Genomic DNA, 24,404 nt, shown 5'->3' on the forward strand with positions numbered 1-24,404 from the left:
CCAATCCGCCCGACGGCACGGGCACAACCGGCGCGGGGCAGGGCCATGCGGCCGCGCAGGCAGCCGTGTCGCCGCCGCCCGCGACGCTGCAGGAGCGTGTGGCGCGGCTTGAGCATGAGGTTTCGCTCCTGCGTCGGCAACTGGCTGAAATCAGGGGTGGAACGTTTGCAGCGCCTGCCGATATGGAGGCTTCTGCCGTTGAATCGCCGCCGACCGCGACAGAGGCGTTGCCAGCGGTGGAGGCACTTGCCGCGCCTGTGCCGGCGCCGCAGGTGGCGGTTACGCAGCCGACGCCTCAACCTGTTCCTCAGCCCGTGCCCGTCTTGGCACCGCACGAGCCCGATTGGGTCGAGCGCGCCGTGGGCGCTGCCCGCGACTGGCTGCTGGGCGGCAACAGCGTGGTGCGGGTCGGCATTCTGGTCCTGTTTTTTCGGCGTGGCGTTCCTGCTCAAGTACGCGGCGGACAATAGCCTGCTGCCGGTTGAGTTCCGGCTGGCGGGTGTGGCGGTCGGGGCGATCGTGCTGCTCGGCATCGGTTGGCGCCTGCGCGAAAAGCGTCCGGGCTATGCGCTCGTGCTGCAGGGCGGCGGGGTCGGCGTGCTTTATCTGACGGTGTTTGCTGCGACGCGCGTGGTGCCGTTGCTCAGCCCTGGGATGGCGTTTCCGCTGCTGGTGCTGATCTGCGCGCTGGCCGCCGGGCTGGCGGTCAAGCAGAACGCGCCGGCGCTTGCCTTTACCGGCAGCGCGGGCGGATTCCTGGCGCCGATTCTGATCTCGACTGGACAGGGCAGCCACGTGGCGCTGTTCAGCTATTACGCACTGCTCAACGCAGGCATCTTCGCCATTGCGTGGTTCCGGGCGTGGCGGGCGCTGAATCTGCTCGGCTTTGTCTTTACGTTCGGCATTGCCACGGCGTGGGGCGTGCTGCGCTATCAGCCATCGTTGCTGGCGAGCACCGAGCCGTTCCTGATCCTCTTCTTCCTGATGTATGTGGGCATTGCGCTGCTGACCGCGCTGCGCCGCCATGTCAGCCTCACCAACTACGTTGACGGCACGCTGGTGTTCGGCACGCCGCTGGTGGCAATGGGTTTGCAGACTGGGCTGGTGCACCACATTCCGTTTGCGATGGCGTGGAGCGCCACCGCGCTGGCCGCGTTCTATCTGGGGATTGCGGGCTGGCTGGCGCGGAGGCGTGCCAGCCTTGGCCTGCTGTACGAGGCGATGTTCGCGCTGGGCGTGATCTTCATCACGCTGGCGATCCCGCTGGCTTTCGATGGGCGCACCACCAGTGCGGTCTGGGCGCTGGAAGGGGCCGCTGTGGTGTGGCTGGGCGTGCGCCAGCAGCGGCGGCTGGCGTTGGCGGCAGGCGTGCTCCTGCAACTTGCGGCGGGCGCCGCCTTCGCCGTGGATGCCGTGTTCGATTGGGCGCCGCAGAGCGGCTGGGCCGTGCTCAACAGCCGCTATATCGGCGGGGTATTGATTGCGCTGGCGGGCGTCTTCAGCGGCTGGCGTCTGCATGGCAAGGCGGAGGTGCGTGCTTGGCTGAAGGCGGCGCCGGTGCTCGGGATTGTCGCGTCGGTGTGGGGCTTGCTGTGGTGGCTCGGCAGCGGCAGCAACGAGATTGATCGCTGGGCCTGGCGCATCGCCAGCAAGACCGTCGACCGGCCGGACATTCCGCTGTATGCCGCCTTTGCCGTGCTGACGGCGTGGGCTGCACACGGCCTGCGCCGCAAGCTCGATTGGGCACTGGCCGAGTGGCCTGCGCTGGCGTTGTCGCCGGTGCTGGCGCTGATTTCGCTGGCTGCGATCGAACACTGGGTGCCCTCTCCGCTGGCCGGGTGGGGCGGGCTGGTGTGGATTGCGGCCGTGGTGCTGGCCTTCGTGCTGCTGCGCCGCCAGGAACGCGACGTGAAAGACCGCATCCTCGCGCCGCTGCATACCGTGCTGTTCTGGCTGATCTGCGGCGTACTGGCGACGGAAGGCTACTGGCGCCTCGATGCCTACGTTCCCGAGGGCACCTGGAGTTTTGCCGCCTGGGCTTATGCCTATGGCGCGTTGCTGGCCCTGCTGGCGGGCGCCGGATGGCGCATTCGCTGGCCGATCGCCCGGTTCGAGCGCGCCTACCTGCTGTGGGGTGCCGCGCCGCTGGCTGCCCTGCTGTGGCTATGGAGCCTGGCGAGCGCCGCCAGCGAAGGCAATGCCGCGCCGCTGTTCTACCTGCCGATTCTCAATCCGCTGGACGTGGCGCAACTGCTGGTTTTCCTTGCCATCGCGCTGTGGATGCGCCGCGTGGCGCTGCGCAAGCTCGTGCCTGAGCCGATGGTCATCGGCTACGCCATCGGCGCGACGCTGTTCATCTGGGCCAACGCGGTGCTGCTGCGCACGCTGCACCACTGGACGCATATTCCGTACACGCTGGACGATCTGGGGGCCTCGATGCTGGTGCAGGCGTCGCTGTCGATGTTCTGGACGGTGCTGGCGTTGGCGGTGATGGTGTTTGCCACGCGGCGCGCCAGCCGGGCGCTGTGGTTCACCGGCGGAGCGCTGCTGGGCGTGACGGTGGTCAAGCTGTTCCTGTTCGACCTGTCACGCGTCACGGGTGTGGAGCGCATCGTGTCGTTTATCGGGATTGGCGTGCTGCTGTTGTTGATCGGCTATCTGTCGCCGTTGCCGCCAAAGCCCAAAACCAGCGCCGGAGCTGAAACCGGGGAGGTTCTGTGAAGAAGGTTGCTCTTGCGATGGCTGCGGCGTCGCTGTTGTCTGCGCCGGCCTGGGCCGAACGCTTTGCGTTGACGGGTACGCCCGGCGCCTCGTACTACGCTGTGACGCTGAGCGAAGACGTCTATGCCCATGCGCGCGAGGCCAATCTGGCCGACCTGCGCATCCTCAATGGCGACGGCGAGCCCGTGCCCTTCACCGTCGACATCCCGCGCGATCCGGCGCCGCAGGCGCGCACGCTGCACGACGTGCACTGGTTTGCCACGCCCATCGACGATGCGCAGAAGCCCGGTGCCGCCGGTGTCGTGCTCGGCACCGACGGCGTGCTGCGTGCGACGGGTGCGCAGCTGTCGCAAGCGTCTGTCCGCGCGTGGGTGGTCGACCTCAGCCAGCTTCGTGACACGGTGACGGCGCTGATCGTTGCGCTGCCCGGCGCCGAATTTCAGAGCGGTGTGAGCGTGCAGGCCAGCGATGACTTGCAGCACTGGAGCCCGGTTGCCCAGGCCACGCTGTTCCGCCTGTCCAATCAGGGCAGCACGCTGGTGCAGGATCGCATCGAGTTCACCGGGCTGCGTGCGAAATATCTGCGCCTGACGTGGCAAGGCAAACCGCCTGTGCCGGATGCCGTGCGTGCAGAGCTGGCTGCCGGTGTGCCGGTGGCACTGGCGGATAGCGCCATTCAGTGGCGCCCGGGTCTGGCGCCGGTGCAAACGCCCGCCGCAGGCGATTACCAGTTCGATACCGGCGGCGTGTTCCCGGTCGAGCGTGTGAAGATCCGTCTGCCGCAAGCCAACACCGTCGCACAGGCAACGTTCTATGCGCGGGCCGATGCCCAGGCGCCCTGGCGGCCGGTCACATCTGCCCGCCTGTTCCGGCTGGCTGGGGCCGACGGGAAGGGCGAGCAGGAGAGCGCGGCCATCACGGTGCCCGCCACGGGTGAGCGCTACTGGCGTTTGCAGGTCGACACGCGCGGCGGTGGCCTGGGCGCTGGTGCGCCGCAACTGGCGATCGGCTGGCGGCCGGCCACGGTCACGTATGCGGCGCGCGGTAACGTGCCGTTCATGCTGGCGGTGGCGGAAGTGGCGCGCGGCAACCCGGTCGCACGCGCGGATCTGCTGGCGGGTGCGTCGCCCGCCATCGCCCAGGCACAGCTTGGCGCGATGAGCGATTCGCCTGCCGACGCGCTGACAGCCGAGCCACCCGGTGGCCGCCAGCGCCAGTGGGTGCTGTGGGGCGCGCTGTTGGCCGCGGTAGCGGTGCTGGGCGGGATGGCTTGGCGGTTGTTCCGCGCGCCGTCGGTGCCACCGGATGCTTCGACGTAATCTGCATTGCCCAAAGAAAACGGCGCCACCTGGGCGCCGTTTCTTCCTGGCGGAGCGGATGTTCAGTGCGCAAAGGCCGGTTGCACGAACAGCGCAACGCACAAGGCAAAGCCCGCAAACCACATCAGCGAACGCAGCGGTGCCCAGTTGGCGAGATAGCACACCGTGTACAGCACGCGCACCACGATAAATGCGATGGCCAGCAGGTTGATGCGGTCGATGACGCCGCCGCCCAGGATGGCCACCAGCACGGCCACCGCAAAGAGCGGAAACGCTTCAAAGTGATTCTGCTGTGCGGCGGCGGCACGGGCCGCTACGCCGGTCTGCTGTGCAAGCCACCCGCGCGGGTTGCGGTTGTCGTACCGCGGGCCTTTGGCTTTGGCGATGCCGACGCACACGATCGGCAACACCGCTGCCACCAGAACGCACCAGAGGGCGATCGGCATGGTCAGTCTCCTGGAAATGGATGGTGTGATGGTGCCGCACCGTAGCACAAGGTGCGTTTTCAAACACCAGAGGCGCTAGTCGATGGGTTAGTCGATTCCCTGCACGGCAATGCGCACGTCACCGAGCATGACGACCTGGCCGGCGCGAATCTTGGCGGTCTTGCGCAGTTCCGGCTGGCCGTCGACCGTGACCGCACCATCGGCGACAACAGCCTTGCCAGCGCCGCCGCTGTCGACCACGCCGGTGAGCTTGAGCAGCTTGTGCAGCTCGATGTATTCGGTGGTCAGGGCGAAATCGATATTGGGCATGAACGGATTGCGGGGTGATTGCGAGTTTATTGAGGCGTGGCTTCCACGCTGATGTCGATGTCGACGCGGTCGCCCACATCGGGCAGGAAACGCGTCATGCCGAAGGCGCTGCGGGCAATGGCGAGGTGGAAATCGCCGCCGCAGACGTGGCGCGTGCTGCCGGGCATCTTTTCGTCGCCGCAACTGAAGCGCCGCGCCTCTAGCCGCACAGGCTGCGTTACACCGTGCAGCGTCAGCTGGGCCTCGACGGCGACAAGCTTGCCGCTTTCCACGACAAAGCGGTCGCTGCGCAGGCGGATGACCGGAAACTTCGCAGCGTCGAGAAACTGCTCCGATTTCAGCACGCCATCCAGCACGCGCAGGCGCGTGTTGATGGAGTCGGCGTCGACGGTGAAATCGAAGCCGCCCTGGTGGGTGGCTTCATCGAAGTTGATGGCGCCGTCGATCTTGTCGAAGCGGCCGCGCATCGTGCTGCGATCGAAATGCGATGCGCCGAAGTAGACCGACGTGTGCGCCAGGTCTGGCGCAAATGACGCGGCGAGGGCGGGGGTGGTGAACAACCCCGCCAGCAATACGATCCATGTACGCATGATGCCTCCGATATCAGAGGCCCATGGCGCGCATGGGCCTGTGCTTACTTGCCCCAGCTGTCCTTCAGGCCGACCACGCGGTTGAACACGGGCTTGCCCGGCTGCGAGTCGATGCGGTCTGCCACGAAGTAGCCATGGCGCTCGAACTGGAAGCGGTCTTCCGCCTTGGCCGTAGCCAGCGTCGGCTCCAGGAAGGCCTTGACGATCTTCTTGGAGTTCGGGTTGAGCGCATCCAGGAAGTTCTTGTCGCCCGAATCCGGCTGCGGGTCGCTGAACAGGCGGTCGTACAGGCGCACTTCAGCTTCCAGCGCATGTGCGGCGCTCACCCAGTGGATGTTGCCCTTCACCTTCACGCTGTCAGCACCCGGCGTGCCACTCTTCGTGTCCGGGATGATGTTGGCGTGCACGGCGGTGATGTTGCCGGCGGCATCCTTGTCGCAGCCGGTGCATTCGATCACATAGCCGTAGCGCAGGCGCACCTTGTTGCCCGGGAAGAGGCGGAAGTAGCCCTTGGGCGGCGTCTCGGTAAAGTCCTCGCGCTCGATCCACAGCTCACGCGTGAGCGGGAATTCGCGGCGGCCGAGTTCGGGTTGCTTCGGGTGCACGGGTGCGGAGCACGGCTCGTTGAAATCGGCCGGCACGTTGTCGAGCACCAGCTTGACCGGGTCCAGCACGGCCACCGAGCGCGGCGCACGCGCGTCGAGGTCGTCACGCACGGCGCCTTCCAGGATGCTCATGTCGATCCAGCTGTCGGCCTTCGACACACCCACGCGTTCGCAGAACAGCTGGATCGATTCGGGCGTGTAGCCACGGCGGCGGATGCCAACGAGCGTCGGCATGCGCGGGTCGTCCCAGCCGTCGACGCGCTTTTCCGTCACCAGTTGCAGCAGCTTGCGCTTGCTGGTGATGGCGTAGGTCAGGTGCAGGCGCGCGAATTCGTATTGATGCGGCAGCGGGGCGGCCAGCACGCCGGCATCACGCAGGTGGTCGAGCACCCAGTCATACAGCGGGCGGTTGTTCTCGAACTCCAGCGTGCAGAGCGAATGCGTGATGTTCTCCAGCGCATCGGAAATGCAATGCGTGAAGTCGTACATCGGGTAGATGCACCACGCGTCGCCGGTGCGGTGGTGATGCGCATGGCGGATGCGGTACAGCACCGGGTCGCGCATCACGATGTTCGGCGCGGCCATGTCGATCTTGGCGCGCAGCACGTGCTCGCCGTCCTTGTACTTGCCGGCGCGCATGTCGCGGAACAGCGCCAGGTTTTCGTCCACCGAGCGGTCACGGAACGGCGACAGTGTGCCCGGGCGGGTGAAATCGCCCCGGTTGGCGGCGATCTGCTCGGCGCTCTGGCTGTCGACGTAGGCCACGCCGCGCTGGATAAGCACCTCGGCAAAGCCGTAGAGCTGCTCGAAGTAGTCGCTGGCGTAGTAGAGGTGTTCGCCGCCGGCATCGCTCCACGAATAGCCGAGCCAGTGCACGGCGTCGATGATGGAATCGACGTATTCGGTGTCTTCCTTGACGGGGTTCGTGTCGTCGAAGCGCAGGTGGCAGCGGCCGTTGTAATCGCGGGCCATGCCGAAGTTCACCCAGATGCTCTTGGCGTGACCGATGTGCAGGTAACCGTTGGGTTCCGGCGGAAAGCGCGTGACCACCGGCGGAATCGGCTGGCCAGTGGCGTCCTTGCGATCGGCGTAGGTGCCTTGCGCGAGGTCGGCGTCAATGATCTGGCGCAGGAAGTTGGACGTCGGGGCGGTGGCGTTGTCTTGGCTCATGGGAGTGCGTGATTCGGCAATCCCGGGATTTTACCGTGCCCGGCGCTCCGCGCCCCGGGACGCTATCTACGCTGGGCCAGGCCATCGAGCGCCTGTGCGCGCAACAGCTCATGCGAGGCGGTGAAGGTCTGTTGGCGCAGTTGTGCGATTTGCGCGGCTCGATCGGCGTCCGACAGGCCGGCAAAGGCGTTGATGCGATCGCGTTCACGGGTGTAGGCGTCGTAGCGGTTGTGCCAGTCGGCTTCCTCGCGGTTGCCCTGGATCAGGCGGTCGGCTACCAAGTTGTCCACCCCCCGGGCCGACAGGCGCTGGCGCATCTCGGCTTCGCTCATGCCCTGCTTTGTCCAGGTTTCCATGTCGGCGGCGAGCTTGAGCGGGGCGGAGGCGTCGCGGCGCGCCTGTTGGACCGAGGCCGGCAGGCTGGCATCGATGGCGGCGATCCTGGCCGCGCGCTGTTCCTGCGTGAGCGACGGGTCGGCCATTACGGCGACGCGGTCGATGGCGGCGGCGTCCATTGCGTCGTCATCGCCGTACCAGGCTTGGGCGACGTCTGCGCCCAGGTATTGGCGGCGCAGCGCGGAGCGGTCGCTCAACTGCTGGCGGAGCGTGGCGATTAACTCCGGGCGCTGCTGGACCTGTTCGAGGCTCGGCTTGTTGCGGCTGGTGGCGCCGCTTTGAGCCGCCGCCTTGCGATAGGCCAGGTAGCGCTGGAGCAGCGATTGCGCCTCCGCCAGCGCCGGCGTGATCAGCTTGGCGCGCAGATGCGCCTCCGCCATCGACACCCGCTGGGCTTCGGGCAGCGACGCGGGCACGTCGAGGAAGTAGTCCAACACCGCGCGATTGGCGGCTTCGACGATGAGGTGGCCGCGCGCATCCACCTGGAGCCCGTCCGGCGCCTGTGTGTCGGCCAGCTCGGGTGCCGGCGCGCCCGTCGTCGACGGTTCGCCGCCCGCACTGCCGATGAATGCCCCCTTGGCTGCCTGCGGCTGCGAAGCCACAGGCGTGTCAGGTGCGTCCGACGTGTGCCACCAGTAGACCCCGCCCGCGACCGATACCGCCACCAGTACGGCAACAACAAACGTCATAGGTTGTATCGATGGCGACAGGGGCTTCATCGTGGCAATCGGCGTTAGGCAATTCGAGGGTCAGAGGCCTGCAGTCTTCAGTCGATTGGCCTGCGTGCGGATCACCGCAACCGGGTCGGCCGCGCTCCAACCGATCAGACCGAGCAGCTGGTTGACCTCATCCAGGTGATTCCACGCGTAATCCGTCGACAAGACCTGGCCGAACTTCGCGCTGCACACGGAGACGAGCCCATCGTTCGTCCCCGAGCCACGCGCCTGCATGACGCCGCCGCTGAAGACCAGCACCGGATCAAACAGGTCGAGGAGGTTGGTGGCGGTGGAGCGGCCTGTCCAGGAATACAGCTTTTGCACGTTACCGTTGCGCTCGTCGGTGGCGCTGCCGGTGTTGCACCCGCTGGCCAGGCCCGCACTCGGGAATGCCTTGTTGAAATCGGCCGCGCCCGACGTCGACAGGATATGCAGCGCCGCAAAGCCGTTCTGCGGATTGCTGTTGCCGTTGAACCAGCCGAGCACCGAGCCGAATACGTCGGCACCGAGGTTCACGAGCGCCTGGAACGGGGCCGGTGTCGATTCCACAAAGTCCGCAAACTCCGACCCTTTGTGGGGCGTGCCAATGGTGGTGACGGAGGCCACGAGGTTCGGCACCACTGCCGCCGCATAGCGCGAGGTCAGGCCGCCCTGGCTGTGACCAATGAGGTTGACCTTGGCGGCGCCCGTGGCGGCAAGCACGCTGCGGATCTGACTGACGAGCTGTTCTCCGCGCACGGTTTCATCGTTGAAGGCGGACACATCGGCCACGTAGACGTTAGCCCCATTGGCGCGCAGGTCTTCGGGGATCTGGTACCAGTAATCGACCACGCCGAGAAACTTGCTGGTGCCCGACAGGCCATGCACCAACACGATCGGATACTTCGTCGCGGCATAGGTGCTGGCGGCCTGCGCCGGCGCGACGGCACCCAAGCTGAGGGCGGATGCGGCCAAGACGGCGGCTGCAGCGTGCGTGCGCAGGAAGCTGCGCGCTGATCCATACACAGCATGGAGCAGGGAAGTCTGTGACATTCGGTTGTCTCCTGGACATTGGATGGGTGGTCGACCTCTTTGGGCCGATCGCCCTCCGTTATCCGAAGCGCCGTGTCCGACGTCAACTGAAGTGGAGGTCTGGCTCTAATGCTGCGCCGCCGCGTGCGCAAATAAAAACCGGAGGGCGGGCCTCCGGCTTCGTAGGGTGCGATGCAGCAACGTCGCTTTCTTACTCTTCTTGAAACGCTTCCTCGCGCTTTCTGTTGATGACGGGCAGCGCCACCAGCAAAACCAGGATGCCCGCTGCAATCAGCAGCCCCATCGACAGCGGCCGCGTAACGAAAGTGGAGAAATCCCCGCGCGAGAGCAGCAGCGCGCGGCGGAAGTTCTCTTCCATCATCGGCCCAAGCACGAAGCCGAGCAGCATGGGCGCCGGTTCGCAGCGCAGCTTGACGAACATGTAGCCGATCAAGCCGAAGAGCGCGGTCTGGAAGATATCGAACGTCGTGTTCGACACCGAATACACGCCGATGCAGCAGAACACCAGGATGGCCGGATACAGAAAGCGATACGGCACTTTCAACAGGCGCACCCACACGCCGATCATTGGCAGGTTCAACACGATCAGCATCAGGTTGCCGATCCACATCGAGGCGATGAGGCCCCAGAACAGCGCCGGGTTGCTCGTCATCACCTGCGGGCCGGGCTGGATGTTGTGGATGGTCATCGCGCCGACCATCAGCGCCATCACGGCGTTGGGCGGAATGCCGAGCGTGAGCAGCGGAATGAACGACGTCTGCGCTGCGGCGTTGTTGGCCGATTCGGGGCCGGCCACGCCCTCGATGGCGCCCTTGCCGAATTCGCTCGAATACTTCGAGGTCTTCTTCTCCAGCGAGTACGACGCGAACGATGCCAGCGTCGCGCCGCCGCCCGGCAGGATGCCCAGGAGCGAGCCCAGCGCCGTGCCGCGCAGTACGGCCGGGATCATGCGCTTGAAATCTTCGCGGCTGGGCCAGAGGTTACGCACGTGCTCGACAAAGGTTTCACGATGCTCCTTCTGTTCGAGGTTGGCGATGATCTCGGCAAAGCCAAACACGCCCATCGCCACCGACACGAAGTTCAGCCCGTCGGCCAGTTCCGGCACGTCGAACGAATAACGCGCGGTGCCCGAGTTAACATCGGTGCCGACCAGGCCCAGCAGCAGGCCCAGGACGATCATCGCAATCGCCTTGATGAGCGAGCCCGACGCCAGCACCACCGCGCCGATCAGCCCCAGCACCATCAGCGAGAAATACTCCGCCGGCCCGAAGTTGAACGCGAATTCCGACAGCGGCGTGGCAAATGCCGCCAGGACCAGCGTGGCCACGCAGCCTGCGAAGAACGAGCCCAAGCCCGCGGTGGCGAGCGCCACGCCCGCGCGCCCGCGCCGCGCCATCTGGTAGCCATCGATGGTGGTCACCACCGAAGATGATTCGCCCGGCAGATTGACGAGGATGGCCGTGGTGGAACCGCCGTACTGCGCACCGTAGTAGATGCCGGCCAGCATGATCAGCGCGGCCACCGGCGGCAGCGCGTACGTGGCCGGCAGCAGCATCGCAATCGTGGCGATGGGGCCCAGGCCCGGCAGCACGCCGATCAGCGTACCGAGCACGCAGCCGATGAACGCGTAGATCAGGTTCTGGATGGAAAGCGCGGTCGAAAAGCCGAGCGCGAGGTTGGCAAAGAGGTCCATGGTGTCGTGTGCCTCGCGCTCAATTGCCGATGAAGGCGGGCCACACCGGGAACTGCAGCTTGAGCCCATAGACAAACGCCGCGAGGCTCATCACCACCATCACGATGGCGGTACCGGCCGCACCCTTGAGCGTGAACTCGTGGCTGGCCATGCTGGAGACCAGCACGAGCACCACAAGCGAGAGCACCAGCCCAAGCGGTTGCAGCAGCAGCCCGAACAGCACCACGGAGCCGAGAACCCACAGCAGCGTTTTGACGTCCCAACGCGGAATGCGGTCGACCACGCCCTTGCTCGACAGCGATTGCACGACCACCACCACGCCCAGCAGCACAAGCACCACGCCCAGCCAGAACGGGAAGTAGCCCGGGCCCATGCTGCTGGCGGTGCCCATGCGGTAGCTGCGCGCCAGAATGGCAAACGCCGCACCGGCGACGATGAACATGACGCCGGATGCAAAGTCCTGGTGACTGCGGATCACCGGACGACCTCGTGGATCGTTCTGCAAGTCTGGTCTCCTCGGGATGGCGTGCCGCGCGGGTTAGGCGGGCCGCCTTATGCCTGGTAAGGCGACCAAGTTTGCACGCTAAGCAGACCGGCTTTCAAGCAGCTTGCGGAGGGGAGGGCATGCCGCTTCATGAGCCGGCGCGGCGCCCCGGGCAAACGGTTCAGGGTTTGTCCCTAGCGTTGCCCTGAGCAACATTGGGGCCGCACCACGCGGGTTGCGCGTCCCCCGGTGCAATTACATGCCGATACCGCGCGCCATCAGCACGGCCGCCAGCGGAATGAAGATGATCAGGTGCGACTCGACCATGACCCAGCGGCGCGTCTTGGCAATCTCCGACGGCGTGGGCACGAAGTCGGGCAGCGTCTTGCCCTGCTTCTTCCAGCGCAGGATGTTGATGGTCGGAACAATCGACATCAGCCCCACGAGAATGAACAGGCCCACCTTGACGTGGAATACCGGGTTGTGGACATAGAACGCGTAGCCCTTGGCGCCGTAGAACACGCGCAGCAACCCCGTGATCAGCACCGCGAGTGCAGCAAAGCCGAACACGGCGTCATAACGTGCCAGGCGCTTGCGGATCTCGGGCGTCATGTCCGGGCGCAGCACCACGGCCTCGGCGGTGAGAAAAACGATCAGCGTGAAGATCGAGATGTAATGCAGGTAAGCCAGCAACGCATCAAGCCACATGTTGACCTCATCAGGGTGGGGAAGGGTTGGCGTGGATTGCAGGGCTCAGATCACGCCGCGCGCGCGCAGCGTTTCGATCTGCTCCCTGTTCAGGTTCAGCACGTCGCGCAGCACAGCCTCGGTGTGTTCGCCCAGCAGCGGCGGGTGGCTCGCGGCCTTGGGCGGCGTGGCGCTCATCTTGACGGGGCTGCCGACAAGCTTGACGGTGCCGGCGCTGGGGTGAGGCAGGTCGACGCGCAGGCCGCGCGCCTGCACCTGCTCGTTGTTGAACACCTCGTCGAGCGAATTGATCGGGCCGCACGGCACACCGGCGGCTTCGAGCTTGTCGATCCATTCGCCTTTGCTCAAGCGCTTGACCATCTCGGCCAGGATCGGCACCAGCACGTCCCGGTTGGCCACGCGCTGCGGGTTGGTGGCAAAGCGCGGGTCGTCGGCCAGCTCGGGCATGCCGCCCGCATCCACAAAGCGCCGGAACTGCCCGTCGTTGCCGACTGCCACGATGATCCAGCCGTTGGCCGCCTGGAACGTCTGATACGGCACGATGTTCGGATGCGCATTGCCCCAGCGCTTGGGCGCCTGGCCGCTGGCGAGGTAGTTGGTGTTCATGTTGGCCAGCATGGCGACCTGCACGTCGAGCAACGCCATGTCGATGTACTGGCCTTCGCCCGTGCGGTCCCGGTGCGCGAGCGCGGCGAGCACGGCCACGGTGGCGTACATGCCGGTCATCAAATCCGAGATGGCCACGCCGGCCTTTTGCGGGCCGCCGCCGGGCAGGTCGTCGCGCTCGCCGGTCAGGCTCATGAAGCCGCCCATGCCTTGCACGATGAAGTCATAGCCGGCGCGGGCGGCGTAAGGACCGGTCTGGCCGAAGCCCGTGATGGAGCAGTAGACGACGTCTGGCTTCACGGCCTTGATCGATGCGTAGTCGAGCCCGTATTTCGCGAGCTGGCCGACCTTGTAGTTCTCGAGCACCACATCGGCGTGCGCGGCGAGCTGGCGGACGATGTCCTGGCCCTCGGGCGTGCTGATGTCGACCGTGATCGAGCGCTTGTTGCGGTTGGCGGCCAGGTAGTAGGCGGCCTCGGCGGTGTCCTGGCCGGCTTCGTCCTTGAGCCACGGCGGGCCCCAGGTGCGCGTGTCGTCGCCGGCGCCCGGACGCTCCACCTTGATGACGTCGGCGCCGAAATCGGCGAGGTTCTGTGCGCACCAGGGGCCGGCAAGTACGCGGGTCAGGTCGAGAACACGGAGATGGCTCAGAGCGCCCATGGATTGACGAATCGACACGATTGGAACGGGTGCACTCTACACCACGCTCCGGGGTACCCCCAGCCCCATGCGACGAATGGGCGCTAACACATTAGCAACCCCGTATAATCAATGGTTTGCACTGATCCAAGATGCGCCGGGCGGTTGCCCCAGGCGCCATGCTGACTCCGGCACCCCGCGACATGAAAGCCTCCGATATCCGCCAAAAATTCCTGACGTTCTTTGAGGGCAAGGGCCACACCGTGGTGCGCTCTTCGCCGCTGGTGCCGGGCAACGACCCGACGCTGCTGTTCACCAACTCCGGCATGGTGCAGTTCAAGGACGTCTTCCTCGGTACCGACAAGCGCCCGTACGTGCGTGCGGCCTCCGTGCAGCGCTGCCTGCGCGCCGGCGGCAAGCACAACGACCTGGAAAACGTCGGCTATACGGCGCGCCACCACACGTTCTTCGAAATGCTTGGCAACTGGTCGTTCGGCGACTACTTCAAGCGCGACGCACTCGTGTGGGCGTGGGAGCTGCTGACGCAGGAATACAAGCTGCCGGCCGAGAAGCTGTGGGCCACGGTCTACCAGACCGACGACGAGGCTTACGACATCTGGACCAAGGTCATCGGCTTGCCGCCCGAGCGCGTCGTGCGCATTGGCGACAACAAGGGCGCGCCATACGCCTCCGACAACTTCTGGCAGATGGCCGAAACCGGCCCGTGCGGCCCGTGCTCGGAAATCTTCTACGACCATGGCCCCGACGTCTGGGGCGGCCCCCCGGGAAGCCCGGAAGCCGACGGCGACCGCTACATCGAAATCTGGAACAACGTGTTCATGCAGTTCGATCGCCAGCTCGATCCGGCGACCGGCGAATACACGCTGACCCCGCTGCCCGCACCGTGCGTCGACACCGGCATGGGCATGGAACGCCTGGCTGCCATCCTGCAGCACGTGCACAGCAACTACGAGATCGACCTGTTCCAGGCGCTCATCGCTGCCGCCGCGCGCGAGACGAACACCAAGGATCTGGCCAACAACTCGCTGCGCGTGATTGCCGACCACATCCGCGCATGCTCGTTCCTGATCGTCGACGGCGTGATCCCGGGCAATGAGGGCCGTGGCTATGTGCTGCGCCGGATCATCCGCCGCGCCATCCGCCACGGTTACAAGCTCGGCTGCCGCGCAGCGTTCTTCCACAAGCTCGTGGACGACCTCGTCGCGCAGATGGGCGAGGCCTATCCGGAGTTGCGCGAGGCGCGCGACCGTGTGGTCGAAGTGCTGCGTACGGAAGAGGCGCGCTTCTTCGAGACCATCGAGCACGGCATGTCGATCCTCGACGCCGCGCTGGGCGAGCTGAAGACCTCGGGTGCCAAGATGCTCGACGGCGAACTGGCCTTCAAGCTGCACGACACCTACGGTTTCCCGCTGGACCTGACGCAAGACGTCTGCCGCGAGAACGACGTGATCGTCGACGAAGCGGCCTTTGACGCCGCCATGAACCGCCAGCGCGAGCAGGCACGCGCGGCCGGCAAGTTCAAGATGGCCGCCGGCACGCTCGACTACACCGGGGACAAGACAACGTTCCACGGCTACGAGCAGCTCGTGCGCGAAACCGCGCGGGTGACGGCGCTGTTTGTGGATGGCGCATCGGTGCAGGAAATGCACCCGGGCCAGACCGGCGTGGTGGTGCTGGACCACACCCCGTTCTATGCGGAATCGGGCGGCCAGGTTGGCGACCAGGGCACGCTCAAGGCTGCGACCGTCTGGTTTGATGTGGTCGACACGCTCAAGGTGCAGCCGGACGTGTTCGGCCACCACGGCGAGCTGCGCACCGGCGTGCTGAAGGTTGGCGATGCCGTGGCGGCGGAGGTGGACGCAGTGCGCCGCGCGCGCACCATGCGCAACCACTCGGCCACCCACCTGATGCACAAGGCCCTGCGCGAAGTGCTGGGCAGCCACGTGCAGCAGAAGGGCTCGCTGGTGGATGCAGAAAAAACCCGCTTCGACTTCTCGCACAACGCACCGATGACGCCGCTGCAGATTCGCGAAGTGGAAGCGCGTGTCAACGCAGAAATTTTTGCCAACGCCGCGACGAACGCCCAGCTCATGGGCTTTGACGACGCAGTCAAGAATGGCGCAATGGCCCTCTTCGGCGAGAAGTACGGCGACGAAGTGCGCGTGCTGTCGATCGGTTCGTCGAAGGAACTGTGTGGCGGCACGCACGTGGCGCGCACGGGCGACATCGGCCTGTTCAAGATCGTGAGCGAGTCGGGCGTGGCGGCGGGGATTCGCCGTGTGGAAGCCATCACTGGCGACAACGTGCTGCATTACCTGCAGACGCTCGATACACGCATCAACGAAGCGGCTGCCGCGCTGCGTGCGCAGCCGTCGGAACTGACGTCGCGCATCGTGCAGGTGCAGGACCAGGTCAAGACGCTCGAGAAGGAACTGGAGCGCCTGAAGTCGAAGCTGGCCGCCAGCCAGGGCGACGAACTTGTGAGCCAGGCCGTGGACGTTGCCGGCATCAAGGTGCTGGCTGCCAAGCTGGACGGCGCCGATGCCAAGACGCTGCGCGAGACCATGGACAAGCTCAAGGACAAACTGCAGACCGCAGCCATCGTGCTGGGCAGCGTGAGCGACGGCAAGGTTGCGCTGATTGCGGGCGTGACGGCTGACGCCACGGCCAAGGTCAAGGCGGGCGAGCTGGTCAACTTTGTCGCCCAGCAAGTCGGCGGCAAGGGCGGCGGCCGCCCGGACATGGCCCAGGCCGGCGGCACGGAGCCGGACAACCTGCCGCAGGCGCTGGCCGGCGTGGCAGCGTGGGTGCAGCAGAAGGTTTGATGTAACGCGTTCGACAAGAATGCGCTAGACGGCGCGCGCTCCCGGCAACGGGGCGCGCGCCGTTTTGTTTGGAGGCGATCAGGGCGGTGGCGTGGTGTCCAGCAGGAAGACGCGCAGGCGCTCATTTCGGTCGCCATGGCGGCGCCCGACCAGAACTGGGTCCACTCGGAGAACCTGAGCGGCGCCTCACAAACCTGAGCAACGGATTTCCGTGGGGCAGGCCGCGCGACTTTCGGGGCACAGCGCGCCCTCCGTTGGGGCTTGTCTGCGCCATGAGAACAAGCGGGGAATGTCGCCCGGCTGGAGACAGGCCCAGCCATGGCCTATACCGGAACACGTTGCCGATTGCGTAGAGATTGTGTGCCCCCTGGCAGGCAATTTGCATCGGTGGCGCGCGCTGTTCCCCACAGCGCGGGTTGATCCCATCCCTATCCCCAAAATCCGAGGAGAACCATGAGCGTCCTATCTGACAAGGTTGACGCCCCGCCACCGCAGCCGCCGCACCGGCTGCTCGGGCGCAAAGGCAAACGATTGGCCCATGCCGTCGCGGTTGGCGCATTGCTGGCGGCGGGCGTTGGCGCGTCGACGCAGCCGGGTGCGCAACTCGCACCGGAGTCGCACGCGCGCAAGGTCAAGGTGCTCATCATCAGCATGTTCGCGCCCGAGGCGCAGCCGTGGATCGACAAGCTTGGCCTCACGCAAGACGTGCCGGTGCCGGGCCTGTCCATCGACTATCCGAACGTGCATTGCAACGCCAGCGACGTCTGCCAGCTCACCACGGGCATGGGCAAGGCGAATGCCGCGTCGTCGGTCTCGGCGCTGATCTACAGCGGCAAGTTCGATCTGCAGCGCACGTACTTCCTTGTGGCTGGCATTGCGGGGATCGATCCTTCGCAGGGCACGCTCGGCAGCGCTGCGTGGGCGCGCTTCCTCGTCGACAGCGACATTGCGTGGGAGATCGATGCGCGCGAGGTGCCCGCCAACTGGCCCGGCGGCTTCATCGGCATCAACACGCAGGGCCCCGGACAGAAGCCGCCGCTGGATTACAAGACCGAAGTCTTTCGCGTGAACGAGGCGCTGCTGCAGAAGGCGCTGGCGCTCTCCAAGGGCGCGGTGTTGGACGACAACGCCACCGCGCGCGCCTATCGCGCCAACTACCCGAGTGCACCGGCCAACCAGCCGCCTTCCGTCGTGCAATGCGACACCGCTGCCGGCAACACATACTGGCACGGCGCCAAGCTGGGCGAGCGCGAAGCAGCCTGGGTCAAGCTGCTGACGGACGGGCAGGGCACGTACTGCACCACGCAGCAGGAAGACAACGCCACGTTCGAGGCGCTCACGCGCGGCTCCAAGGCAGGCCTGCTCGACCTGCAGCGTGTGGCCGTGCTGCGCACCGCGTCCAACTTCGATAGGCCGTATCCGGGGCAGACGCCGTACGACTCGCTGGTCAACAGCAACTCGGGCGGGTTCGTGCCGTCGCTCAACAACCTGTATCTGGCGGGCGGCCCGCTGGTCAACGAGATCGTCACGCGCTGGAGCGTGTGGAAACACGGAGTGCCCTCGCCATGATCGATTCCCGACTCAAGATGCCCATGCCGCGTTTGCGTGCGATCGCGAAGCTCTGCGCCGTCGGTGCCGCAGCGCTGACCTTGAACAGCTGCGCGTATGACGGAGTGAAAGTCATCGTCATCAACATGTTCCAGGGCGAAGCCCAACCCTTTATCGACCGTTACGATCTGAAGGAGAAGGTCTATATCTCCGGCCTGTCGCCCGATGCGCCGAACATGCTGTGCAACTACGACGGCATCTGCCAGGTCACCACGGGCATGGGGTATGCGAATGCGGCGTCGACGATTTCTGCGTTGCTCTATCGCAGCAAGCTGGACCTCTCGCACACCTACTTTGTGATTGCCGGCATTGCGGGCATCGATCCGGGGCAGGGGACGGTGGGCTCGGCGGCGTGGGCGCGGTATGCGGTCGATTACGGTCTCTCGCACGAGATCGATGCGCGCGAGATGCCGGCCGGCTGGCCGTACGGCTACTTCGGCATCGGCACCAAGGGCCCCGGCCAGAAGCCGCCGATGGACTACCGCACCGAGGTGTTCCAGCTCAACGAGACGCTGCTGCAGAAGGCGTACACGCTGTCGAAATCGGCGACGCTGGAAGACAGCCCAGAGGCCATCGCCTTCCGCAAAAACTATGCGTATGCGCCGGCCAACCAGCCACCCGCCGTCATCCAATGCGACGTGGCCTCCGCCGATACCTGGTGGGCCGGCCGCAACTTGGGCCAGCGCGCGCGTGATTGGGTGAAGACGATGACCGACAACAAGGGCACCTACTGCACGACGGCGCAAGAAGACAACGCCACGCTGGAAGTCCTGACGCGCGGCGCCCGTGCCGGCAAGGTCGACTTCAGCCGCGTGGCCCTGCTGCGTGCCGGGTCCGACTTCGACCGGCCGTACGACGGCCAGAGCGCCTCCGACGGGCTCATCAACTTTGCGCAGCAGGGTGGTTTCGTGCCGGCCACGCACAATCTCGTCAATGCGGCCAAGCCGTTGTTGGACGACATCGTGCAACACTGGCCCCAGTGGAAACAGGGGGTGCCGGCGAATTAACACTTGCTGACATCACATTTCAATCTATATAATACGAATCATTCTCATTTGATGGAAGGCTAGGGCGAATGCTCAACCGCTGACCATCGCTCCAGCCGGGCGAGCCAGCGGGTTTCCACCTGCCAGCCAACGGATCGACGCGCCGCGTGATGTTTTGCGGCGCGTTTTCTCTTCTCTCAGCGCATTTCCGCGCGTCCGGTTTCGCCAATCCTGATCGACCCTTTGCCCGCGATGAACCGTCATCTCGCGGCTCGCGCCTTCTCGTGCGCGCTGGCCGCCATTCCTCTTGCCGTTTCCACATTGGCGCATGCCGAAGCCGGCCAGCCGGCCACAGGTGGTGCCACGGTCGACCTGAACGAGACGACCGTCACGGCAGGCAGCCAGCGGGGCTTTGCAGCCAGCACGGCGCAGGTCGGAGCGTTCCGCGGCATGGTGTTGCGCGACATTCCTGCCACCGTGAACGTGGTCACGCGCGAGGCGCTTGATGCGCAGCAGGACACGTCGCTGTACGACGCGCTGCGCAATACGGCGGGCGTGACGCGCCAGCAGCTTTCAGGCGAAACGTTCGACAACCTCGCCATCCGCGGCGTGACGCTGGAGAACCGCACCAATTTCCGCTTCAACGGCTCGATGCCGATGGCTGCACTCACGGCGATCCCGCTGGAAGACAAGGAACGCGTGGAGGTGCTGAAAGGCGTGTCAGCGCTGTATTACGGCTACACGACGCCGGGCGGCGTGGTGAATTTCGTGACCAAGCGGGCGGGCAATACGCCGGTGACCACGCTCGGCATGCAGTTCGACAGCAACGGCACCGCTGTGGGCACGCTCGACGTCGGGCGCCGCTTCGGTGAAGACAATCAGTACGGCATTCGCTTCAACGCCGCGGGTGGCTCGTTGCAGTCGCCTACCAGCGGCATTGACGGCACGCGCCAGCTCGCCGCCGTGGCCTTCGACTGGAAGGTCAACAGCCGCCTGAGCCTGAAAGCCGACGTGGAATATTCGCGCAAGGTCATCACCGAACAGTCGGTGGTGACGCTGCCCGCCGCCAAAAACGGGATCATTACCTTGCCGGCCATGCCCGACCCGAGCAAACGCATTTCGCCGGGCTGGGCCGACTTTGATGGCAACAACACCAACGCGCTGCTGCGTGCCGATTACGCGCTCGCCGATGCGTGGCTGCTGACGGTGGAAGGCGGCATGTCGGAGACGGCACGCACGCGGGCGTTCTCCGAATTCAAGCTGACCAACGCGCTGACGGGCGCCGGCACGCTGTCCGGCCAGCGCCAGAACGGTCGCTGGAATACCAGCCACCTGCGGGCCGACGTTTCCGGTACCGAGAAGACGGGTTGGATCACGCATGACCTGACCTTCGGCGTTGCGCGTTCCGACATGCGCCAGGCGGCGGTGTACTCCGACCGCTTTTCCGGCACGCAGAATCTGTACAACCCGGTCGACCTTGGCTGGCTGCCGACCACCGGCACCGGCTTTACCGCCGAGCAGCGCGCGGTTGATACGGGCGTCTACGCGCTGGATCGCATGACGCTGTCGGAGCACTGGCAAGTCATCTTGGGCCTGCGCTACACGCGCTATACCAGCGAGCAGGCGCCCAACCGCTACGAGGCCAGCAAGACCACGCCGCTGGGGGCCGTCATCTACAAGTTCACGCCGGCGCTGTCGGCGTATGCGTCGTACGCGCAGGGCTTGGAAGCCGGCGCGCGGCCTCCGAACACGGCCGCCAACGCCAACGTGGCCATGCCGCCTGCGCTGTCCGAGCAGAAGGAAGTGGGCGTGCGCTACGAAACGCCGGCCGGCACGCAACTCGCCGCTGCCGTGTACGACATCGACCGCGCTGCGAGTTACACCAACGACGCGAACATCTTCGTGCAGGACGGCCGCGAGCGGATTCGGGGTATCGAGCTGACCGCGCAGGGCCGCGTCACCCAGGATTTGTCGCTGCTGGCCTCGGCCGGCTGGACGGACGCGAAGTTCCGCGGCGTCGGCAACGGCCTCGACGGAAAAACGCCGGAAAACACGCCGCGCAGCACTGCCAGCGTCTTTGCCGAATACACGTTGCCGATGCTGCGTGCTGTCTCGTTCAACGCGGGCGCCTACTACCTTGGCCCACGACCTGTGAACGACGCCAACCAGGCAGAGCTTGGCGGCACGACGCTTTTCAGTGCAGGCGTGCGCTATGTGACGCGGATTTCGGGCAAGCGCGCGACGCTGCAATTCAATGTCGACAACCTGACCGACAAGCGCTACTGGGCGGGCGCCGGCAACAACCGTCTGTCGATGGGGGCGCCGCGGCTGTTCAAGCTCGGCATGAAGATCGATCTGTGATGCGGGTCAGCCGCCGGCGGCTTTCTTTACCGCGCCCAGCACTTCCATCGGCAGCGGGAAGACAATCGTCGAGCTTCTGTCGCCCGCAATCTGCGTGAGCGTCTGGAGATAGCGCAACTGGATCGCCTCGGGCTGCTGGGCCAGCATGCGTGCAGCTTCGAGCAGCTTTTCCGATGCCTGCAGTTCGCCTTCTGCGTGGATGACCTTGGCGCGGCGTTCGCGCTCGGCCTCGGCCTGGCGGGCGATGGCGCGGATCATCGATTCGTTCAGGTCGACGTGTTTGATCTCCACGTTCGCGATCTTGATGCCCCACGGGTCGGTCTGGATGTCGAGCACCTTCTGGATGTCGAGGTTGAGCTTTTCGCGCTCGGCCAGCATCTCGTCCAGCTCGTGTTTGCCCAGGATGGCCCGCAGCGTCGTCTGGGCGAGCTGGCTGGTCGCTTCCAGATAGTTGGCCACCTGGATGATGGCGCGCTCCGGATCGACCACCCGGAAGTACACCACCGCATTGACCTTGACCGACACGTTGTCGTGCGAGATCACATCCTGCGGCGGCACGTCCATCACCACCGTGCGCAGATCCACGCGCACCATTTGCTGGATCGCCGGCACGATCAGCACCAGCCCCGGCCCCTTCACGCGCCAGAAGCGGCCCAGCAGAAACACCACGCCGCGCTCGTATTCGCGCAGCACCCGGAACGACGAGATGACCAGCAGCACGGCCAGGAAGATCAGGCCGCCTGCGCTGAAGAAGCCGTAAAGCATTTTTCTTCTCCTTATGAAGACGCGGCGAGGGGGGCAACGGGTTCCACCATCAGTGTCAGCCCACGCCGGGCGATCACACGCACCTGATCGCCACGCGCGATGCCACCATCGCAGCGCACGCGCCAGCGCTCGCCATGGATGCGCGCCCAGCCGTCGCTGTCGGCATCGGCGTCCGGTGTATCGACGTCCACTACTTCGCCTGTCATGCCGATGAGCGTATCGCCGCCGGTCACGATCGGCCGCCGTCGCGCACGCACCGCCAGGCTGGAGAGCGCTAGAACAACGGTCAGGCTTACGAAGGCCAGTCCGATGATGAGCGGAAGCGGCACGCCAAAGCCCGGCGTTTGCGTATCGATCAGCATCACCGCACCCAGCACGAACGCAACGATGCCGCCCACGCCGAGCGCGCCGAACGTCGGCAGGAATGCTTCAGCCACCATACAGCCGAGGCCAAGTGCAATGAGGGCGAGCCCCGCGTAGTTGATCGGGAGCATCTGCAGCCCGTAGAGCGCCACCACGATGCACACGGCGCCGAGGATGCCGGGCACGACCATGCCAGGGGTCGAGAATTCGAAGATCAGTGCATACACGCCCACCGTCAGCAGTAGCAGCGCCAGGCTTGGGTCGGTAATGACGCCGAGGAAGTGATTGCGCCAGTCGGGCTCCAGCGTGACGATGGTTGCCTCGGCTGTACGCAGCGTGACGTCGCCGGCGGACGTGCGCACCGCGCGGCCGTCGACTTGCTTGAGCAGATCAGGAAGGCTTGCGGCAACAAGGTCGACCACGTGCTGGCTGGCGGCTTCGGTCGCGTCGAGGCTCACGGCCTCACGCACGGCGCGCTCGGCCCATTCCGCGTTGCGACCGCGCAGTTGCGCCAGCCCGCGGATGTACGCCGCCGCGTCGTGCATCTGCTTGCGGGCGAGGGTGTCTTCGTTGCTGGAAGAGGCGCTTGGCGCGCTGGCCGGCTTGGCGCCGTCGCCGGGGCTCGGGGCGTGGCCGCCCATGCCGATTGCCACGGGAGACGCCGCACCCAGGTTCGTGGCGGGCGCCATCGCCGCAACGTGGCAGGCGTAGAGAATGTAGGTGCCAGCGCTCGCTGCCCGCGCGCCGCCGGGCGCCACGTAACCTGCCACCGGCACGGGCGACGCAAGGATGGCCTGAATGATCTGGCGCATCGACGCATCGAGGCCGCCGGGCGTATCCATTTGCAGTACGACAAGCTGCGCACCTCGGTCGCGCGCCTGTTGCAGGCCGCGGATCACGTAGGCCGCGCTGGCTGGCCCGATGGCACCGTTGACCGGCAACACCACGACCGGCGCCGCTGCCACGGCAAGGCTGGTCCAGACTGCGGCGATGACCGCTGCCAACCATCCCGTCCAACGCCGCATCCGCAACGACGGTCGCATTCGCGCCTCCGTCCGTGATTGCCGCGCTTTTGCCCGATCAGACCGGCGGCACGGTCCCAGCATCCGCTTTCAGTTTAGGCGGCAATGGCTTCCCGCGCGGTTTTGCTTGCCGCTGCTTGGGGCTCGCTCAGCACCTGCACGAGCGCCTGCAGGGCGGGTCCGGCCATGTCGCGGTGCCAGGCAAGCAGCGTGTCGACACGGCCCGGCTTGCCTAGCGTGTGGATGCTGATTTCTGGCGCATTCGTATATAGCTCGAGCACCGAGCGAGGCACCAGCGCCACACCAATGCCGGCGGCCGCGCACGCGATGATGGCGTGGTACGAGCCAAGCTCCAGCACGCGGGACGGCACCACGCCGTCTGCGGCGAACCAGTCTTCGATCAATTGCCGATAGGCGCAGCCAGGTTCGAACGCGAGCATGCCGGCAGTCTGCACGTCCGCCGCGCGGCGGATCGGTGGATGGGCGCGGTGGGCAATCAGCACCAGCTCTTCGGCAAATGCCGGCAGCGTGGTCATGGCGGCGCGCGTGTTGTTCAGGCACGCCGTTTCGGCAACGAACGCGCAATCGACTTCAAAGTTCGATAGCGCCTGAAGAGAGTGGCGCGTGGTCATCGTCACCAGTTCGAGCTGTACGCGCGGCCAGCGTTGATGCAGCGTGGCCAGCAGGGCAGGAAGGCGGCTGGCCGCCGTGCTTTCCATCGAGGCGATGCGCAGGCGCCCGTGCGGCTCGCTCGGCTGCACGGCCTGGCGGGCCTCGGCGGCCAGACGGAGGATGTCGTCGGCGTAGGTCAGCAGGGTCTGTCCGGCGGGCGTCAGCACCATGCGCTTGCTTTCGCGCACGAACAGCTGCACGCCGAGTGACGCTTCGAGCTGGCGGATGCGTGTCGTCACATTCGACTGCACGCGATTCAACTGCTGGGCCGCCCGCGTGACGCCGCCTTCCCGCACGACCGTCCGGAAGATCTCTAGCGAGGACAGATCCATGATGTATCTCAAATG

Annotated in this window: 18 protein-coding genes and 1 pseudogene; 6 read left to right on the plus strand and 13 right to left on the minus strand. The window is 65.8% G+C overall.

The features are described 5' to 3' along the window. Both BEK68_RS03165 and BEK68_RS03170 read left to right on the plus strand, forming a co-directional pair. Window positions 1-2,721: pseudogene (locus BEK68_RS03165) on the plus strand (DUF2339 domain-containing protein); the annotation flags it as partial. Next, window positions 2,718-4,040 (plus strand): DUF3999 domain-containing protein, encoded by a 1,323-nt coding sequence (locus BEK68_RS03170; RefSeq protein WP_012435104.1) that lies wholly within the window; start codon window positions 2,718-2,720, stop codon window positions 4,038-4,040. The pseudogene BEK68_RS03165 and the gene BEK68_RS03170, both read left to right, overlap by 4 nt. Before the next feature lie 62 nt (window positions 4,041-4,102). Here BEK68_RS03170 and BEK68_RS03175 read toward each other — a convergent pair whose 3' ends face one another. The 10 genes from BEK68_RS03175 to BEK68_RS03220 form a co-directional block, all read right to left on the minus strand. After that, the gene (locus BEK68_RS03175) at window positions 4,103-4,486 is read right to left on the minus strand and encodes an MAPEG family protein (RefSeq protein ID WP_012435105.1); all 384 of its coding nucleotides are present in this window, start codon (window positions 4,484-4,486) and stop codon (window positions 4,103-4,105) included. Between the two features lie 87 nt (window positions 4,487-4,573). Continuing rightward, window positions 4,574-4,795 carry an RNA-binding S4 domain-containing protein gene (locus BEK68_RS03180; RefSeq protein WP_012435106.1) on the minus strand — a complete coding sequence of 74 codons (222 nt, stop codon included), beginning with the start codon at window positions 4,793-4,795 and terminating at the stop codon, window positions 4,574-4,576. Between the two features lie 26 nt (window positions 4,796-4,821). Beyond that, window positions 4,822-5,385, minus strand: coding sequence for a YceI family protein (locus BEK68_RS03185; RefSeq protein ID WP_012435107.1), 564 nt, complete (start codon window positions 5,383-5,385; stop codon window positions 4,822-4,824). A gap of 44 nt (window positions 5,386-5,429) precedes the next feature. Beyond that, on the minus strand, window positions 5,430-7,160 hold the full coding sequence (locus BEK68_RS03190) for a glutamine--tRNA ligase/YqeY domain fusion protein (RefSeq protein WP_012435108.1): 1,731 nt from the start codon (window positions 7,158-7,160) through the stop codon (window positions 5,430-5,432). 62 nt (window positions 7,161-7,222) lie between these two features. Further along, the gene (locus BEK68_RS03195; RefSeq protein WP_249262890.1) at window positions 7,223-8,245 is read right to left on the minus strand and encodes a lipase secretion chaperone; all 1,023 of its coding nucleotides are present in this window, start codon (window positions 8,243-8,245) and stop codon (window positions 7,223-7,225) included. Between the two features lie 60 nt (window positions 8,246-8,305). Continuing rightward, complete coding sequence (locus BEK68_RS03200; RefSeq protein ID WP_012435110.1) at window positions 8,306-9,304, minus strand: lipase family alpha/beta hydrolase; 999 nt, start codon at window positions 9,302-9,304, stop codon at window positions 8,306-8,308. Between the two features lie 190 nt (window positions 9,305-9,494). Further along, window positions 9,495-10,997, minus strand: a complete 1,503-nt coding sequence (locus BEK68_RS03205) for a tripartite tricarboxylate transporter permease (protein ID WP_004629402.1) — start codon at window positions 10,995-10,997, stop codon at window positions 9,495-9,497. Window positions 10,998-11,016: 19 nt separating this feature from the next. Further along, window positions 11,017-11,439, minus strand: coding sequence for a tripartite tricarboxylate transporter TctB family protein (locus BEK68_RS03210; protein ID WP_249262895.1), 423 nt, complete (start codon window positions 11,437-11,439; stop codon window positions 11,017-11,019). 297 nt (window positions 11,440-11,736) lie between these two features. Then, complete coding sequence (locus tag BEK68_RS03215; protein ID WP_012435112.1) at window positions 11,737-12,189, minus strand: DUF2214 family protein; 453 nt, start codon at window positions 12,187-12,189, stop codon at window positions 11,737-11,739. A gap of 45 nt (window positions 12,190-12,234) precedes the next feature. Continuing rightward, window positions 12,235-13,455, minus strand: coding sequence for a CaiB/BaiF CoA transferase family protein (locus BEK68_RS03220; RefSeq protein WP_012435113.1), 1,221 nt, complete (start codon window positions 13,453-13,455; stop codon window positions 12,235-12,237). Window positions 13,456-13,637: 182 nt separating this feature from the next. Between BEK68_RS03220 and alaS the strand changes: the two genes are divergently transcribed. From alaS to BEK68_RS03240, 4 genes are all read left to right on the plus strand, one after another. Further along, window positions 13,638-16,280, plus strand: a complete 2,643-nt coding sequence (gene alaS, locus BEK68_RS03225; protein WP_024541755.1) for an alanine--tRNA ligase — start codon at window positions 13,638-13,640, stop codon at window positions 16,278-16,280. Window positions 16,281-16,733: 453 nt separating this feature from the next. After that, window positions 16,734-17,849: a purine-nucleoside phosphorylase gene (locus BEK68_RS03230; RefSeq protein ID WP_012435115.1), complete on the plus strand. Its 1,116-nt coding sequence runs from the start codon at window positions 16,734-16,736 to the stop codon at window positions 17,847-17,849. Beyond that, window positions 17,846-18,895: a purine-nucleoside phosphorylase gene (locus BEK68_RS03235; protein WP_012435116.1), complete on the plus strand. Its 1,050-nt coding sequence runs from the start codon at window positions 17,846-17,848 to the stop codon at window positions 18,893-18,895. The genes BEK68_RS03230 and BEK68_RS03235 overlap by 4 nt, the downstream gene beginning before the upstream one ends. Window positions 18,896-19,126: 231 nt before the next feature. Beyond that, window positions 19,127-21,235 (plus strand): TonB-dependent siderophore receptor, encoded by a 2,109-nt coding sequence (locus tag BEK68_RS03240; protein ID WP_012435117.1) that lies wholly within the window; start codon window positions 19,127-19,129, stop codon window positions 21,233-21,235. 6 nt (window positions 21,236-21,241) lie between these two features. On the opposite strand, the gene BEK68_RS03245 is transcribed toward BEK68_RS03240, so the two are convergent. The 3 genes from BEK68_RS03245 to BEK68_RS03255 form a co-directional block, all read right to left on the minus strand. Next, window positions 21,242-22,000 (minus strand): slipin family protein, encoded by a 759-nt coding sequence (locus tag BEK68_RS03245; protein ID WP_004629386.1) that lies wholly within the window; start codon window positions 21,998-22,000, stop codon window positions 21,242-21,244. An 11-nt stretch (window positions 22,001-22,011) separates the two neighbouring features. Beyond that, on the minus strand, window positions 22,012-23,406 hold the full coding sequence (locus tag BEK68_RS03250; RefSeq protein WP_012435118.1) for an NfeD family protein: 1,395 nt from the start codon (window positions 23,404-23,406) through the stop codon (window positions 22,012-22,014). A gap of 74 nt (window positions 23,407-23,480) precedes the next feature. After that, window positions 23,481-24,389: a LysR family transcriptional regulator gene (locus BEK68_RS03255; RefSeq protein WP_012435119.1), complete on the minus strand. Its 909-nt coding sequence runs from the start codon at window positions 24,387-24,389 to the stop codon at window positions 23,481-23,483. Between the last annotated feature and the right edge of the window lie 15 nt (window positions 24,390-24,404).

This window comes from Ralstonia pickettii, assembly GCF_001699815.1.
In the GTDB taxonomy this organism is placed as follows: Bacteria; Pseudomonadota; Gammaproteobacteria; order Burkholderiales; family Burkholderiaceae; genus Ralstonia; species Ralstonia thomasii.